At 37.5% G+C, this 17,180-nt stretch carries 16 protein-coding genes; 8 read left to right on the top strand and 8 right to left on the bottom strand.

Translation table 11 applies throughout. The features are described from left to right. Positions 1–206: 206 nt before the first annotated feature. From mlaF to murA, 7 genes are all read left to right on the top strand, one after another. On the top strand, positions 207–1,040 hold the full coding sequence (gene mlaF / locus ABD005_RS02350; RefSeq protein WP_343814541.1) for a phospholipid ABC transporter ATP-binding protein MlaF: 834 nt from the start codon (positions 207–209) through the stop codon (positions 1,038–1,040). Further along, positions 1,037–1,816, top strand: a complete 780-nt coding sequence (mlaE, locus tag ABD005_RS02345) for a lipid asymmetry maintenance ABC transporter permease subunit MlaE (RefSeq protein ID WP_215980170.1) — start codon at positions 1,037–1,039, stop codon at positions 1,814–1,816. The genes mlaF and mlaE overlap by 4 nt, the downstream gene beginning before the upstream one ends. 141 nt (positions 1,817–1,957) lie before the next feature. After that, entirely contained in the window at positions 1,958–2,431 is a 474-nt protein-coding gene (gene mlaD / locus ABD005_RS02340) for an outer membrane lipid asymmetry maintenance protein MlaD (RefSeq protein WP_215980171.1), read from the top strand. Then, on the top strand, positions 2,424–3,191 hold the full coding sequence (locus tag ABD005_RS02335) for an MlaC/ttg2D family ABC transporter substrate-binding protein (RefSeq protein ID WP_343814535.1): 768 nt from the start codon (positions 2,424–2,426) through the stop codon (positions 3,189–3,191). Before mlaD ends, ABD005_RS02335 begins: the two co-directional genes overlap by 8 nt. Before the next feature lie 3 nt (positions 3,192–3,194). Beyond that, positions 3,195–3,500, top strand: coding sequence for an STAS domain-containing protein (locus tag ABD005_RS02330; RefSeq protein WP_343814532.1), 306 nt, complete (start codon positions 3,195–3,197; stop codon positions 3,498–3,500). Positions 3,501–3,525: 25 nt separating this feature from the next. Then, positions 3,526–3,792: a BolA family protein gene (locus tag ABD005_RS02325; RefSeq protein ID WP_215980174.1), complete on the top strand. Its 267-nt coding sequence runs from the start codon at positions 3,526–3,528 to the stop codon at positions 3,790–3,792. A gap of 58 nt (positions 3,793–3,850) precedes the next feature. Further along, positions 3,851–5,116: a UDP-N-acetylglucosamine 1-carboxyvinyltransferase gene (gene murA, locus ABD005_RS02320; protein ID WP_215980175.1), complete on the top strand. Its 1,266-nt coding sequence runs from the start codon at positions 3,851–3,853 to the stop codon at positions 5,114–5,116. A 324-nt stretch (positions 5,117–5,440) separates the two neighbouring features. On the opposite strand, the gene ABD005_RS02315 is transcribed toward murA, so the two are convergent. The 6 genes from ABD005_RS02315 to ABD005_RS02290 form a co-directional block, all read right to left on the bottom strand. Then, positions 5,441–7,114 (bottom strand): FAD-binding protein, encoded by a 1,674-nt coding sequence (locus ABD005_RS02315; protein ID WP_343814527.1) that lies wholly within the window; start codon positions 7,112–7,114, stop codon positions 5,441–5,443. A 22-nt stretch (positions 7,115–7,136) separates the two neighbouring features. Then, the gene (locus ABD005_RS02310; protein WP_215980177.1) at positions 7,137–7,964 is read right to left on the bottom strand and encodes a PEP-CTERM/exosortase system-associated acyltransferase; all 828 of its coding nucleotides are present in this window, start codon (positions 7,962–7,964) and stop codon (positions 7,137–7,139) included. Between the two features lie 174 nt (positions 7,965–8,138). Next, positions 8,139–9,398 (bottom strand): pyridoxal-dependent decarboxylase, exosortase A system-associated, encoded by a 1,260-nt coding sequence (locus ABD005_RS02305; protein ID WP_343814524.1) that lies wholly within the window; start codon positions 9,396–9,398, stop codon positions 8,139–8,141. A 35-nt stretch (positions 9,399–9,433) separates the two neighbouring features. Then, positions 9,434–11,077 carry an acyl-CoA ligase (AMP-forming), exosortase A system-associated gene (locus tag ABD005_RS02300; RefSeq protein WP_343814522.1) on the bottom strand — a complete coding sequence of 548 codons (1,644 nt, stop codon included), beginning with the start codon at positions 11,075–11,077 and terminating at the stop codon, positions 9,434–9,436. A 158-nt stretch (positions 11,078–11,235) separates the two neighbouring features. Next, positions 11,236–13,239 (bottom strand): tetratricopeptide repeat-containing sensor histidine kinase, encoded by a 2,004-nt coding sequence (locus ABD005_RS02295; RefSeq protein ID WP_215980180.1) that lies wholly within the window; start codon positions 13,237–13,239, stop codon positions 11,236–11,238. Between the two features lie 110 nt (positions 13,240–13,349). Beyond that, the gene (locus tag ABD005_RS02290; RefSeq protein ID WP_215980181.1) at positions 13,350–14,168 is read right to left on the bottom strand and encodes a patatin-like phospholipase family protein; all 819 of its coding nucleotides are present in this window, start codon (positions 14,166–14,168) and stop codon (positions 13,350–13,352) included. Between the two features lie 159 nt (positions 14,169–14,327). Between ABD005_RS02290 and ABD005_RS02285 the strand changes: the two genes are divergently transcribed. Continuing rightward, positions 14,328–15,101, top strand: a complete 774-nt coding sequence (locus tag ABD005_RS02285) for a S1 family peptidase (RefSeq protein WP_343814518.1) — start codon at positions 14,328–14,330, stop codon at positions 15,099–15,101. 38 nt (positions 15,102–15,139) lie between these two features. Here ABD005_RS02285 and ABD005_RS02280 read toward each other — a convergent pair whose 3' ends face one another. Both ABD005_RS02280 and ABD005_RS02275 read right to left on the bottom strand, forming a co-directional pair. Beyond that, positions 15,140–15,904, bottom strand: a complete 765-nt coding sequence (locus tag ABD005_RS02280; protein WP_343814515.1) for a divergent polysaccharide deacetylase family protein — start codon at positions 15,902–15,904, stop codon at positions 15,140–15,142. Positions 15,905–16,043: 139 nt separating this feature from the next. Next, positions 16,044–17,144 (bottom strand): murein hydrolase activator EnvC family protein, encoded by a 1,101-nt coding sequence (locus ABD005_RS02275; RefSeq protein WP_343814512.1) that lies wholly within the window; start codon positions 17,142–17,144, stop codon positions 16,044–16,046. Positions 17,145–17,180 lie beyond the last annotated feature (36 nt).

Genomic DNA, 17,180 nt, shown 5'->3' with positions numbered 1-17,180 from the left:
AAATAAAAGTAATAAATGATCATTTTCTTACAATTTAGGCCGCTAATCTTACATTAAATTGTCCTTTAGCTTACTTTTTCTAATGAACAATTGCCGCCGCTCAGGTAAAATCAATGGATATTCTGAAGAATTTTTATTGCTGTTCCCGTGTCTTTAACAAAACACAGCTTATAGCGAATAAATTAAACAACATTGATGTTAATTAAATGCCCAATTCTGAACAGCCTGAAAAATTAGTACAAATCGAAAACCTTACCTTTAAACGAGGTGAACGTGTTATTTACGATAATATTAGTTTGTCTATCCCTACTGGAAAAGTTACTGCCATTATGGGGCCTAGTGGTATCGGAAAAACGACACTGCTACGTTTGATTGGCGGGCAAATAAAACCTGACTCAGGCAATATTTATTTTGCTGAACATAATATTCCCAAATTATCACGTAATGATCTCTACGAAGTACGTAAACGTATGAGTATGTTATTTCAAAGTGGTGCGCTATTCACCGACATGAGTGTTTACGATAATATTGCTTTCCCTATTCGCGAACATTGTAATTTACCAGAATACTTAATTGAAAAAATTGTTTTAATGAAGCTAGAGGCCGTAGGGTTGCGTGGTGCCAAACACTTGCAGCCAAGTGAACTTTCAGGTGGCATGGCTCGAAGGGTTGCCTTAGCGCGCGCCATTGCTTTAGATCCTGAATTAATTTTATATGATGAACCTTTTGCTGGCCAAGACCCGATTTCAATGGGGGTAATTGTACGTTTAATTCGCTCTCTTAATGATGCGCTTGGTCTAACGTCGGTTGTTGTCTCGCACGACGTACCCGAAGTGATGAGTATCGCTGATTATATTTATATTATTGCGGATAAAAAAATTATTGGTCATGGAACGCCAGAGCAAATTCGCCAAGCAACTTCTCCTTTAGTGCAGCAATTTGTTCGTGGTGAAGCTGACGGAGCTGTGCCGTTTCATTACGACGCGCCAAATTATAAAGATGAACTCATTAAACCAAGTAGTGCTGGAGGTGCTAAATGATAACGCAAATACAGCAACTTGGTCGAAATACGCTGGGCGTTATCAGTGGTTTAGGGCGAGCAGTAATGCTATTGGTTTCTGCGTTAATGCATGTGCCAAACTTTAAGAAAGGAACCCCCTTATTAATTCAGCAATTACACAGTGTTGGTGTAATGTCACTATTGATCATCATCGTGTCAGGGGCATTCATTGGCATGGTCTTAGCGTTACAAGGTTATACCATTTTAGTGGGCTATGGTGCTGAAGCAAGTTTGGGACCTATGGTCGCGCTTTCTTTATTACGTGAATTAGGTCCTGTGGTTGCGGCGCTTTTATTTGCGGGTAGAGCAGGCTCCGCACTTACGGCTGAAATTGGCCTAATGAAAGCTACTGAGCAATTATCAAGTTTAGAAATGATGGCGGTTGACCCGCTAAGACGTGTTATAGCGCCACGTTTTTGGGCTGGCTTTATTGCACTACCTTTACTTGCTGCCATTTTTTCTATGGTTGGTATTTTAGGGGCGCATTTAGTTGGTGTTGACTGGTTAGGTGTTGACGGCGGTACCTTTTGGTCGGTAATGCAAGGGCAGGTCGATTTCCAAAAAGATATTCTTAATGGTGTGATTAAGAGTGTGGTTTTTGCTTTCGTGGTTACTTGGATAGCGGTATATAAAGGCTACGATTGTGAACCAACATCAGAAGGTATTAGCAGAGCAACGACCTCAACGGTTGTGCAGTCATCTTTATTAGTTTTATGTTTAGACTTTATTTTAACGGCGTTAATGTTTGCAAGGTAAGCCCTTTTAAAAATAAAGAGGTTAAATAGGTTAGTTTAAGTTCAATAGTATAGCTACAGTAATGTAACCCCCGTTACCTTATATCAGTTGGCTACTATTATTAATTTGTCATTTATAGGTAATTAAGGCGTTGGTGAAGACATGGTGTCGAAAAAAACAGAGTTATTAGTTGGAATATTTGTAGCGTTAGGGATTCTTGCCTTATTAATGTTATCACTGAAAGTGGCTAACACGGGTATTTCAGGAGGAGGGGAAACTTACCAACTTCAAGCAAAGTTTGATAATATTGGTGGTCTGAAAGTACGCTCACCAATTAAGGTTGGTGGCGTTGTAGTAGGGCGAGTGAGCAAAATATCATTAGCGAATGATGATTATACTCCCGTCGTTACATTAGATATTTATACGCAATATAATAACTTTTCTGAAGCAACTTCAGTGGCTATTTTAACTTCAGGGTTATTAGGTGAACAATATTTAGGGATTCAGCCAGGCTTTGTTGATGAGTCTTTAGATACATTAAAACCAGGTGACTTTATTGAAGACACTAAACCTGCATTAGTTTTAGAAGAGTTAATAGGTCAATTTTTATTTAGCCAAGGAAGTGGTGATGAATAACATGGTAAGCAATACAGTGAGTAAAGCAATGACATTAAAGAGCATTCTTTGTGCAATAGCACTAACATCAGTAAGTTATAGTAGCCAAGTGTTTGCAATAGGTGGGCAAGCAGAAGAAGCAACAAGCCAAAGCGCTAGTGCAAATCTTGTTGATCAAAAAAATCCTTACAAAATGATTGAAGAAGTAGCAAGCCTTACCTTTAAACGCTTTGCTGATGAACAAGAAAATATTAGAAAAAATCCTAATATTCTTAAAGATATTGTTCGTGAAGAGTTGATGCCTTATGTGAATTATCAATATTCAGCGTTTAAAGTAGTAGGACAGCACTTAAGAAATACCACTAAAGAAGAGCGCAGTGAATTTGTCCCTGTTTTTAAGGAGTACCTAATTACTTCTTACGCGCAAGTTTTTACACTCTATGATAATCAGCAAGTTATTTTTGAACGTGAGAGAGACTTTAAAGATAATAAAATTATTGCTGTTAATACGCGTGTCATTATGCCCGGGCGTGATGATATTGATGTTTCTTTTAAAGTGCGAAGAAACACTAAAGACGATACATGGCAAGCATTTGATATGATTGCAGAAGGTGTAAGCTTACTCGACTCTAAACAAGCAGAGCTTGGCAGTATTATTAGGCAAAAAGGGTTAGCCTACGTTACTGAGCTATTAAAAAAGAAAAGTGAACGTAACATTGTCTTCAAAGACGGCGCAGATAAAGACGCTGTGGTTGATAGCTTTAATGATGAAAAAGGTTAGCATGTGAGTAGTGTTAATTTAACAATTGCAGATAAAGTATTATCGATTAATGGTGAATTAAGTCGCCATAGCCTTGCTCTTATTAACAAGAACAATTATTCTAACTGCTTTTCGTTTGATCATGTTACGGTAGACTTAAGCGCCGTCACTAAAGTTGATACTGCAGGTCTTGCTTGGTTATTTTATTTGCTTGAACAAAGCATCGCACACTCGTGTGAAATAACCTTTATGCATTTCCCCGAAAAATTATACAAACTAATAGCGTTAAGCGGCGTTAACGGTCTATTGCCGGTAACCGTAAGCGAATAACACAGAATAATGTAGGAGAATTCGCTTGGAAATAAGTGAAGTAGAAGTACTAATTAAGCAACGTGTAACTGAAGCACTCGAACTTGATGAAATACAAGTAAAATTTGATGGTTCGCAATGTCGTATTATCGCTGTAAGTGATATGTTTGATGACTTAAGTCGAGTTAAGCGCCAACAAGCGGTATTAAAGCCTTTAGCTGAGTTAATTAAAGACGGTAGCGTGCATGCTGTTTCAGTGAAAACATACAACAAAGCGCAGTGGCAACGAGATAAAATGTTTAATAGCTTATAAGCTGTTGAGTTTACTTCGTTGATTTAATTTTAGTTTTAAAAGAAAGTAGTGATTTATTTTGGAAGCATTTAAAGTTATTGGTGGTACGCCTCTTCAAGGTGAAGTGGTTATTTCGGGAGCAAAAAACGCAGCTCTTCCTATTTTAATGTCGGCATTATTGTCAAAAACACCAATAGTTTTTAGTAATGTTCCGCAGTTAAATGACATTTTAACCACGGTTAAACTGCTTACGCAGTTAGGCGCTAAAACACAGTGGTTAGCTGACGATGAACTTTCGATTGACGCCAGTACTATTGATTTATGTCGTGCACCTTACGATTTAGTTAAAACGATGCGTGCTTCAATTCTTGTGCTTGGTCCATTACTCGCTCGTATGGGACATGCTGAAGTTTCGTTACCGGGTGGTTGTGCCATTGGCGCTAGACCAGTTGATTTGCACATTCAAGGTCTTAAAGCCATGGGTGCCGATATTGATGTTGAAAATGGCTATATTGTCGCTAAAAAAGATGGGCGCTTAAATGGTGCTAATATCTTTATGGACACGGTTAGTGTTACCGGTACTGAAAACTTAATGATGGCTGCAGCGTTAGCTGAAGGCACTACTATTATTGAAAATGCAGCACGTGAGCCTGAAATTGTTGATTTAGCTAACTGTCTTATTAGTATGGGCGCTAAAATTACCGGTGCAGGTACCGATACCTTAACAATTGAAGGTGTTAGTGAGCTAAATGGCAGTGCTTATCGTGTTATGCCTGATCGTATTGAAACAGGAACTTTTTTAGTTGCTGCGGCAGTAACGCAAGGTCATATCAAATGTTTAAATACTGACCCTAGTGCATTAGAAGCGGTATTAAGTAAGTTACAAGAAGCTGGCGCTACAATTAATACGGGCGATGACTGGATTGAACTAATCATGTCAGGACCTGCTAAAGCTGTGAATATTAGAACAGCACCGCACCCAGCGTTTCCTACTGATATGCAAGCACAGTTTATGACGATGAACGTTTTAGCTCAAGGTACGGCGACAGTTATAGAAACCATTTTTGAAAATCGCTTTATGCATGCCCCTGAATTACAGCGTATGGGAGCCAATATTTCATTAGAAGGTAATACAGCGATTGTTAAAGGCGTTGAAAGCCTAAATGGCGCACAAGTTATGGCCACTGATTTACGCGCTTCTGCAAGTTTAGTTATTGCCGGCTTAGTTGCTAAAACGCCAACACAAGTTGATAGAATTTATCATATCGATCGTGGCTATTTACGAATTGAAGATAAATTACAAGCATTAGGTGCAAACATTACCCGTATTCAAGTTGAAAGTTAGCTTTAAATAATACTTAACGTTTATTAGCTAAATTTAGGTTAAAAAATAATATTTATCGCCCGATTAACTCTCGTTAATCGGGCTTTTTTATACTTTTTAAAACAAAAAAGTTGAGTTTAGGTTAACTAACCTGAACTCGGTTTAAGAGATATTTAACAAATTGAAATATAAGAAAAAACTACTTTTATGAGTCTCTAGCTTGATAGTTTTTCTTAATTCAAGGCAAATTTCGCGTCAATAGCTAGCCTATTGCAAGTAAATTTAACGAAGAAGTTAGGAAAAGTAGTTGCTAGAGAAACATTTGTTAAGCCGAGCTCAGGTTAACTAGCGAGGGTTGTAGCGCCCTTTACTTAATATGTGGTTGGGATCAAGAGCTTCTTTGATAGCATTAACGGTTTGCCAAAAAGGTGTCTCTTTATTTAGCAACCATTGCTGTTGATCTATATTTAAACGATAAGGCACAAAGCCTTTTTTTAAGCCGTTTTCTACTAAGTCTTTTAAGCAGTTATGTGCATCGCTAACCGCTTGAGGGTTGCTTAAGTCAAAGACTATTGGAATGGTACTATCAACACAATCATGTCGTAAATTAGTAAATGTTATAAAAGGCTCGATATTATACTTAGGGCAAGTATCACGAATAAAATCAACAAATTCACGCATTTTTCCTGCTTTCATTGTAATTAAAGGAGCGTACCAAAGCAGTCCGCAACCATCTTTGCTAGGCGATAATGCCGCTTTATCAAATGATGATGCCTGTGGGTGTCGCCAATAAGCAAGTTTTAAGGCGACTTTATTTGGCTTACCCAGCATGATCTCTTTCCCCTTGTTGAAGGAGTTTAGTTGCTCACTAATAACCTTTAAAGGGGCGACTTTTTCAATTAACCACTGAGGTAATGCCGATATTACTTTATTGGCACAGGTAATCAGCAAACTATTTGAATAAACACGTTTACAAGGAAGGTTTTTGAAGAGGGCGTTTATCTCACGTTTTACGGCACTAACCACCGCTTTACTGCCGTAAATAGTGCCGACAATAGTCCAGCACGGTGCTTGTAATTCTTTGCCTAGTCGGAGAATATCTTTTTGATGCATAACACTATGTGTATCTTCGCCATTTGGGTTTGTGGCAAACATCGACAAAATACGTCGCTTATCCATTAAATTAATTGAGCCGACAATACCTTCGTAATCTTGCAGTACTTGCCTTATCAGAGGAACAACATCTTCAAGTTGATTGTCATCGTTTAGCTGGATGAAAAAAGAAGTGAAATCGGGTTTTTTCTTCGCTAAACGAAGTGTCATTTGACTAACTACGCCTAAGTTTGACTGAGTAAATAAGCCATCTAAATATGGGCCTACACCCCATTTAAATGTTTTATCAACAAACTGCTCTTGAGATTGGTCAAGTTCATTGACCGCAGATTGAAAAGGGCTGCCATTTGCCCAATAACCTTGAATACTGGTGACCGCACTAAAATGGTCAGTATAAGGGGTAATACCATAACCTCGTTCTAATGCATTTGACAGTATTGAACAGTCTGGCCCAGCTCCTGTTACTGGTACCATGTAACTATCGTCAAGCGAAATTAAGTAGTCACTGAGCTGTTGTTGGGTAACGCCGGGTTCAAGTGTAATTAAACCAAGTTCAGCATCAAAATCTATAATTCTAGTTAGCTGACTGAGATCAAGTATTATTATATTTTCGCCTTTCCCGGCAGGTTGAGATGTGCCGTAACCCCAGTTATTTCCAGTGCTTACTGGGTATAGAGAGAAACGTAAAGCCTCATCTTTAGCGTAATGGTTTGCTAAATCAAGTAGCACTTTAATCTCAGAGGATTTTTTGATGATAATAACTGCCAACATTTGTCGTTTTTTTTCTGAGAAGTTATCCAACCCTTCGGTTCCTTGAAGGTACTGTGAAATAACGGTGCTGTCGGCAGACAATGTTGAATCTATAGATAGTTTTTCTTGGATTAGCGCTAATAATGCAGTGTTCATTTGCTATGATCTTCTTATTAGATTATTTAAGTAGCTCTAACTGCTTAAGCTGTTTTTTTATATCTTTCTCTATGGTTGTGTATAGGCTTTTAAAGCCAGGAGACAAGTTTTTCATAAATATCTCTGGATTAATATAATAAGGGGCGCGTAAGCCATGATAGTCAACAGGAGGGCCTAGTTGTTCAAAAGCAATACCAATAAAGCGCATGCTTCTTGCTAATCTTGGCTCCATCATCACGTAAACGTGCCTTATCCCTGTGTTCATCCCCATAGTGGCGGCAGCCATATATAAACCAATAGCGATAAAAGGGAAGCAACGTAACTCTGTTTCTGAATAGCTTACTTCGCTGATAACCCCAGTTGCGGAGCCTTTATAGTGATCGGCTTTACGGCGTCTGAAATCTGACTTAACCGCCAGCCGTGATATTTCAGCGATTTCATTACGGTTAAAACGCTCAGGGCTCAGGTTGGTATTGGTTATAGAGTGCAAACAATATTTTTCAATAGGTAGTAATTGACCCGGCTTTTGTGAGGTGACTAAACGAACGCAGCTGGTAAAAGTGTCTGTTGGCTTGTGCTTAATTAATGAGAAAATTGACTGTTCGTCGAACTCATCTTTTTCTTGGCCGTCTGGCTTAATATCTTCAAATGCAAGTTCTTCGCAGTAAACGTTGTGTCTAATTTTAAATGCTTCTTCTTTTAACGTTTGATTAACGGCTATGTGAGGTTGTAAAAATTGAGTAAAATGATCTGAAATGCTATGCGCTTCCCTGCTTGCTTTTATCGAAACAATTTTTTTGGTGATATCACCAATAATTGGGGTGTTAAGTAAACGTTTATTCCAGTTCATTAGTCTTCCATATTGTTTAAGTAAATAATGACAAACGATTATTTGACCTAAGGTCTGCTCGAATATTGCACTATGTGCGTTCACATTAAAAGCGTATTGGTATAATTATAGTCCGATACTTTGAATAACCCTCAATTAATATATTTTTAACTCCTTGAATGACTGAAGTGCAGCTTATAGCAGAACCTCTTTAAGCTCAGGTTGGCTTAGAAAGTCTTTTGGGCTTGCTGATGCGCCATAGGCTCCCGATTGAAATACCACCACATAATCATCAATTGTTGCTGTGGGTAAGGTGACCTTATCTGCCAAAATATCTAACGGTGTACATAATGGGCCGACAATCGAAACTTGTTCTCGTTCATCTCCTGCAAGCTTGTTACCTATAGCAACAGGGTAATTCTTACGAATAACCTGACCAAAATTACCTGAATTAGCTAAATGATGATGTAAGCCGCCATCACAAACTAAATAGCTTGTGCCACGAGATACTTTTTTATCAATAACTTTCGTGACATAAATACCAGCATCACCTACTAGATAACGACCTAATTCGAGAATCACCTCAACATCGGCAAATTTCGATTTAAATGATTTGAGTATCGTTGTAAGTTGATTGCCAAGGTACTCTATATCTAAAGGTTTTTCATTCTTAAAGTAAGGAATACCTAAGCCGCCCCCCATATTAATATAATCAATTTTTGTCGGGTTATATTGTTGTGCTAATGTGATGAGTTTCGTTGCTAAGGATAATGTTTGTTGTTGCGTTGATAATATCGCGTCAGCGTTAAGGTTTTGTGAACCTGAATAAATATGGAAGCCGCGTAAGTTGATATGCTCAAAAGGTAATTGAGGAATTAATTCAGGTAGTGCTTCTTCATCAATACCAAAAGGTTTAGCACCACCAGACATTTTCATACCAGAGTGCTTTAATTCAAACTCAGGGTTAACCCTAATTGCTATATTTGCTCTTAGTGAAAGTTGTTGCGCAGTATTTGCTACTCGACTTATTTCCGTGGGTGATTCTACGTGTAGGGTAACTCCTGCGATAATGGCTGCGCTAATGTCTGCGATTGTTTTTCCTGGGCCAGCAAAGCTAATGTTGTTTGCAGGCATACCGGTTTGTAGTGCTAGTAACATCTCCTTTTTAGATGCAACATCAAAGCCACTTACTTGTTGAGCAAGTAAATTAACAATCGGTTGATAAGGATTGGCTTTTATCGCGTAATGCAAGGTTATATCGCTAGGTAGAGCGGCTTTTAACGAGGCTACTTTTTCGGTAATGATTTGTTTGTCATAAGCATAATAAGGAGTACTACCGAGTAATAATTCAATATTGGTCAAACTTAAGCCACCAAGTAGTAGTTTATTATTATCATGCTTGAACTGTTTAGGAATGGCTCTGGCTTCCGTTAGTTTTTCGCTATTTTTTATCATTGTTTATCTCTATAACGCTCTGTGATGTTATTAACTTACTGAGAAGTATTGTCATACTGTTGTTTAAGTAAATTACGGTCAAGCTTGCCATTAGCATTTTTAGGTAAACTATCGAGTATTATGAACTTCTTGGGCACCATATAATTTGCTAATGATAAACTACAATGCTGCTGTAATGTGCGCTCAATTACTTTATTTTCGTCAAGTGGACTATTATCAAGGAGCGATAGTACAGCAATAATAGCTTGGCCTAATTCTTTGTCTTGAATGCCTAAAACAACGACCTCGTTAATATTAGCTTGTTGTAAAATAACTTCTTCTACTTCACTTGGACTAACACGATAGCCAGAGGTTTTTATCATTTCATCTTGGCGGGCAATAAAATATAAAAAACCATCAGCATCACGTTTAACGAAGTCACCGGAATAAACCGCTAGTGGTGATTTTTCGCAATTAATGGCAAGTGAGGGAGTCGCTTTAAAGCGCTGTTTAGTTGCCTCAATATTTTGCCAATAACCTAAACTAACTAACGGGCCAATATGCACTAATTCACCAACTTCATTAACTTCACATTCACTACCATCAGGCCTTAATACTAACACTTCGGCATTAGGGATTGCTTTTCCCATAGAGCCAGTTTTATTATCAATTTCATCGGGTGATAAATAAGTTGAGCGAAAAGCCTCTGTTAACCCATACATTAAATAAGGTTTAGCTTGAGGTAGGTATGATCGTAGCTGTTTAATAACCACTACGGGTAATACCCCACCAGAGTTTGTGAAATATCTTAATGATTGGGTTGAGTATTCATGCCACTTAGTCTTTATAAGTTGTGCCCATAACGGTGGCACGCCTGCAAGACCTGTAATTTTATACTTCGCGACAGCTTTAAGTACGTCATTAGCAAACAAGTAATCTAACAAAACACAGCGCCCGCCCACTAGAAACATGGTAGTTAATTGGTTTAAACCATAGTCAAAACTTAGCGGTAATACAGCTAACAGTCTGTCTTCTTCGGTGTTTTCTAAGTATTTACTTACGGATTGAGCGCCCAAAATCAGATTTTTATGGCTAAGCATAATACCTTTAGGTTTACCGGTGCTACCTGAGCTATATAAAATAGCGGCTAATTGCTCTGATGGGGCTAATATAGTTGAGTTATTTGAGGTTAACCCCTGTGTGGTTAGTTCGTGCGTATCAGTGGTATTCTGTTGGGCTAAATTACGCCAGCAATGAATTTTAACTCCATCAATGCTATCAACCTTTTTTATATTATTATCGTTTAAGTCGGTAATAATAATGTGTTTAATACTTTTTAGCGCAATGAGTATCTCTTGTAATGCTGTGAAGCGTGCAATATTTGTAACCAGCACTGATATTTGACAGTCGTTAATAATGTGCTGAACTTGTGGGGCTTTTAACACTGGATTAATAGGCACAAAGACCGCATTAGCTTGACTACAAGCAAACATCGCTTCGACATTATAAAAATTTTTGGCTAAATAAATACCGATACGATCACCTGCTTTTACATTCAGCGACTTATAAACATTAGCCACGCTGCTTATATGAGAGTTTAATTCTTGATAAGTAAGCTGCTGATCTTTTTGTTGTAATGCGATGCTATTAGGTGTTTTTTTTGCAGAATTACTGATGAGTTGGTGTACGAGAGTAGTCATTTTACGTCCAGATAAATTTCTTACTACGTATTAACAATGCGTTAATTAACCCAATTAAGAGGTTAATCAGTTAATAATAATGAAGCAATATACCTTGGCTGCGGTATTTTAACAACGCTATTGAGCAGACATCAGTGATTGTTTGCAGTTAAGTTGAACTAGGCGTCTGTAATTGTGATTGGTAGTGTTATTTTAAAAAGGGTAGTGCCAGCGTCAGACTCTTCACAGCTAATTGTTCCTTGCATTAGTTGAACGACTAAATTATAAACCACACTTAAGCCTAAACCGATATTATGACCACCCATTTGAGTAGTATAAAATGGATCGAATACTTTACCCATTAAATACTTATCAATGCCCTTGCCATTATCTTGATAGGTTATCTCTAAATGCTCAGTGTGCGCTTTCGGAGCGTTTTTATGCTTTACGGCAATATCAATAATAAGATTTTTCCCCTCTTGTTGGCCATGTTCTCGTGAATTATTGATTAAATGCTCTAACACTTTCTGCAATGCGGTAGGGTAGCCTTCTATGCTTATATTATCGCCATGTATATTTACTTCATCTTGATGAGTAAGTAGGTTAGTTGCTATAGCCTCACCCTGACTTTGTAATTGCGTTAATATATTAAACTTCTCTTTTTTGTCTCCAGCGAGTTGGGTTGATAGCAGCTTAAAGTGGCTGACTAACTCAGCAGCAGTGTTCATATTATTCAATGCTAAGTTGCAGCTTTGCTCTAATGTGGTAATAAACTCTGTGAACGTGTTTTTAGTGATCTGGTTAGCTTCAACCTGTAGAGAAAGGTTTTTAGTCATATATGCTATATGGGAAATTGCCGTGACGCTATTCCCTAGCGGCGTGTTTATTTTATGTGCAACACCTGAAACAAGAATGGTTAATGCGGACATTTTTTCAGACTCAATTAACTTTGCTTGCGTAGTGCGTAGATTTTCTAACGTGATTGATAGGTTTGTGTTTATATTTTGTATTTTTTTACGTCGGCTATGTAATAACCCCAGAAAAACGCTCAAAATAATAACGATTATACTGCCGAAAATAATAATAAGAGTGCTACGCTGCTCAACATTATTTATTTTTAACTGTTTAATCTCGTTGGCTTTATTTAAAGATAAAATATCTAAGTTTTTGGTTACAGTACTTAGCTTTGTGATGTAGCTGGTTAACTCTGCATCATTAATATTCAGCTGTATTTTGGCGAGTATATTTTGGTAGTTGTGCAAGGCATGAAAAGCTTCTTTAAATTGTTTACGTTTCTCATAGCGTTGTGTTTGTAATTTATAAGCCTCTGCGAGGGTTGTGTATTTTTTTTCTTTTTCGGCGATAAGAATAATATCTAATAATAAGTCTTCACTTGCTTTGTCTTGCTCGGTTTCATTATATAATTTCGCTAGCTCTAGTTGGCTGGCGAGTAGCCCTTTAATAAAATGGTTCTCTTTTCTTATTTCTATCGCTTTAAGTAAGCTCAGCTGAGCCTTTTCAGGCTCATTTTTTACTTTGTAAATAAGCCCTAAATTATGGTACGAGTAGGAAGAGTGGAAAGTTAACTTGTTTTTAAGTCTTATTGCTAAGGCTTGTTGATGTAATTCTGCTGCTTTCTCATATTGTTCTAAGCCAAAATAAGCTTCCCCTAAATTGTTATAGGCCTGGCCTAAATATATAGGATCATTGCGTTTCTTATTAAAGTTGAGTGAATCAGTTAAATAAGGGATAGCTTCTTTATAAAAGCCCAACTTAACAGAAATATAGCCAAGCGCATTTTCGGTGTTGGCGCGCTCGTATGTATAGTTTTGATGGGGTTTAATAAAGTCATAAGCTTTTGCGTAATGCTTAATGGCTTGATTACCTTGCTCGGTGTGCCAGTAACTGGTTCCTTGAATATAGTGCAGTTTCCATTGAGCTAATGGCGATGGATTATTTTTAACGACGTTTGCTATTTCTTCTATAACAGCAAAAGCCTCGGAATATTTATTAGTATATAAATAAGAGTAAACTTTGATTTCTAATAAATTAAGAGTTTGATGAACGGTGTTTTTTTGTTCAAGCAAATAGTTAGCCTGAGTTAATGCTTTGCTAGGGTCTGATATTAATATTTTCTTTAAGGCTAAATACTCATCTGTATAAAGAGGCGCTTCATTGCTCAAAGCGGTTTGCTGTACACTTGCTAAGGAATACAATAAAAATATACAAACGTACGTTATGTGTCGTGACGTATTACAACGATAATCTTTTAAAAAATACATAGGCAGTAAGTTTAATGTGCGATTTTAATGGGGATAATTTCCATAGCGGTTTGAAATCCTATTTTATAAAGCTCATGTTTTTGTTCTTTGGTCATTTTAAAGTCAACGGCAGAGTGTTCACCAATATTAATAACAATGGTGTTATGCCAAAAACTTTCATTAATATACTCACGAGAAATTGTTGTCATAAAGGTGCGAATTAATAATGTTACGTAGTTATAAATGGGGAAAAAACCATTAACCTTTAAATGATCGTATTCGTGCTCGCCACGTAAACGAAAGCATAAAACGGGGGTACCTTTGTTATCCCAGTCTCTATGCAAAGCATCTTCAGATAAAATACTCCCATCGACCATAATCCGTTTACCAAAAGGTTTAAAACTAAACACGAGGGGAATTGACATGGAAAAGCGTACTGCCGTTGATACTTTCATGTCAGGAGTTAAATCGGCATTAAAAATAACGGGTTTACCGTTAGTGACATCCGTTGCCACTATGTGTAGTTTTTTTTCTAACTGAGAAAAGGTTTTCCCTTCTAAGTGACTATCAACCCAACGCTCAAAGGCATCGCCAGAGCTTAAACCGCCGTGACGTATTAGCTTGAGTAGTGAGAACTCTCTAAATTGCTGATAATTAGTTTTTAAGGCAATGTTTTTAATTTGATTAATTGGCATGCCAGCGGCATAAAAACTGGAGATAATACTCCCCCCTGATACGCCAACTAAATCCTTAAAAGGAACATCAAGTAACTCTAGTGCTTTTAATACCCCTAAATGAGCAGGCAGGCGTGTACCACCGCCAGCAAAAATAGGTACTATCGCTTTAGTCATTTAGCTTCCTATTCGGTATGAGACTATAGGTGTCTTTTATTTTATTCAATTAAGTATGGCTAATGTTTGGTTTTTTGCGAAAGATATTGTGTATTTATTCTGAGCTAGGTAGGCTAAATTATTAATACTTTCTATTAACACGAGTATTCAAGGAATATTATGAAACTCTTTAATCGTATTGTTGTTCTTTTAAGTTTATTTATTGTGAGTTATAGCAGTCAGGCAAATGATAACTTTGTTAATGTTGTCGCGAAAAATAAGCTTTCTGTTGTAGGTATTGGTATACATACACCAACCAGTCGCCCACAGAATATTTTAAGGGGAACGGGCTTTGTTATAGGCGATGGTACTTATGTGGTCACTAATGCTCATGTACTGCCTGATATGCTAGATGAGAGTTTACGACAAGAAATGGCAGTATTTATTGGCTCTGGTAAAGAAGCTAACGTTAGAAAAGCTGAAATTGTAATTACTTCCAGCCTTTATGATCTTGCGGTGTTAAAGCTATCAGGGAGTCCATTACCCGCAATGACACTCGCTGCTGACGAGTTTTATCCTGATGGTAGCTATATTGCTTTTACAGGGTTTCCCATTGGTGCAGTATTAGGCTTATATCCGGTAACGCATCGCGGTATTATTGCCAGTTTAACTCCCACAGTGATTCCTGCACCATCAGCAGGGCAGTTAAGTTTGAAAATGCTCAAGAGTATGCGTAACCCTTATTTAATTTACCAGTTAGACGCTACTGCTTACCCCGGCAATAGTGGTAGTGCGATGTACGATATGAAAACAGGTCAAGTAGTTGCCATTATAAACAAAGTGTTTGTACAAGAGACTAAAGAAGCGGTGATCAGTAAACCTAGTGGCATTACTTATGCTATACCTGTGAAGTATTTACGAAAAATTTTACGTGAGCAAAAAATTAATCTTTAATGTGAATGTATAATACGCTTTGCTCGGTGTACACATTATTAGTCACTTGCTACTAGCTCAGAGCCGGTGAGCTTTTTAGCAGGGTATAAGCTTGATAAAGGTACCAACTCAATATTATTCTGCTTTAAGGTAGGAATGAGTTTGGTGAGTGCGCTTACTGTCTCTGGGTGAGGATGAGCAATCGCAATCGCAAACTTTTGCTTTTTAGCGTAACGAATAAGATGTTGAAATTGCTTAGTAATATATTCGTCGGTTAATTCATTGTCTAAAAATACATGGCGCGAGTTAACAGGAACACCAATATCGACAGCTGCTTTTACTGCTTGAGAGCTAGGGCTGGTTTTACTGTCTAAAAATAATAAATCTCGCTCTTTTAGAAAACTCATCGTCCAAGTCATAGGTTTATAAAGTTTAGTTAAGTAACTACCCATATGGTTATTAATACCAATAGCAAAAGGTATATCATTAAATGACTCGGTTAGGCTTTTGTGAACCGCTTGTTCATTCATTGCGCTAGTGATAGCCCCTGGCCCTAGATATTTTCTATTATTTGCTTCCATAGGAATATGGATAATAACGTCATTTTTTTGCTCATTTGCCTTTATTGCCAGCTTTTTACCATAAGTAGTATGAGGGAGCATTGCATAAGTTACATTACCGGGTAACGAGAGTGCTTTTTCGTCGGTGTACCGATAACCCATATCATCAATAACTATGGCAACTTTCACTGTTTCAGCAGATAAGAACGGGCAATATATAATACTAAAAGAAATCGATAGGGCAATTAAGAATTTTTTTATCACGGCTTAGAATACTTATTTTTATAATAGTTATAGAGTAACAATAAAATATAGCCGATTGAAGCGTATTATATTGATTTTGTTGTTATGTAATATAACTGGCTTGGTTTACTTGTTTAGGTTACTTAGAATATATTGGCGCTTATTTACACCAAAGTTTTGGGTTTACTGCTTCGCCACGATGGCGTATTTCAAAATATAACCCTGTTTGATCTTGCCCGCCACTTTGTCCTACAAGGGCAATGGGTTCACCCGTTTCTACGCGATCACCCACAGACTTAAGTAAAGCTTGATTGTGCGCATAAAGACTCATATAGCCATCACCATGGTCAATAACAGTAAGTAACCCGTAGCCTTTAAGCCAGTCTGAAAATAAAATAGTACCGCTGTGAATAGTTTGTACTTGCCTACCCACAGGAGCAGATAATAAAACGCCTTTCCATTTTAAATAGCCTTGTTTATTGCTACCAAAGCGATGCAGCATTCTTCCCTTAACAGGCCAAGATAGTTTGTTTTTTAGCTTACTTAAGCCAACGAGATCGGCTTCAGCTTGAATTTGTTTGGCTAGCTTTTGTAAGGCAAGGTTTAAATTACTTTCCTCCATTTTAAGTTTGGCTAGCTGCTGTTGGCTTGATAATAGTGATTTACTGAGCTTGCTTAAGGTATCGCTACGCTGACTTTTTCGCTCTTTTAACTGTTTACTTTGTGTCAGTTGTTTGTCTTTTAATACTTGTAACTGCTCAATTTTTTCTTGATGTTGGTGCGTGACTTTTTGCAGCTCGATGATGGTACTTTCAAATTGCTCAATTTCAGTGATACGCGCTTTATTAAAATATTGATAATAACTAATCGTGCGCTGTATCTTTTCACTTTGCTCTTGGTTTAAAAGTAACTTTAAGTAGTCGTGTTGCCCTGTGGTATAAGCTGAACGGAGTTGTTGTGCGAGTAAACTTTCTTGGTGAATTTTATCTTGGGTGAGTTGCTTTTTCTCTTTAGCAAGTTCAGTGATTTTTTCTTGGGTTGTTGATAATTGTGTTTCAATATCATTAATTTTTTTTGCGGTACTGGCAATGGCTAAATCATCATTTTTTAGCTGCAACTCTAAAGCGGATCTTTTCTTATTGGTGTCATAAATGTTAGATTCTTGCTTGGCGATAGCTTGTTGAATATCACTGAGCTTGGCTTTGTTCTTTTGCTGACTTTCTTGATAATCGTTACTTTGCTCACCTTTAGCGTAAGACAAGTGACTTATTACCAGGCTAATTAAAGCTAAGCCTAG

Origin of the sequence: Colwellia asteriadis (genome assembly GCF_039523295.1) — a bacterium.
GTDB classification, from domain to species: Bacteria; Pseudomonadota; Gammaproteobacteria; order Enterobacterales; family Alteromonadaceae; genus Colwellia; species Colwellia asteriadis.
Note: the sequence above shows the minus strand (reverse complement) of the source record. Positions and strands in the feature narration are given on the sequence as shown.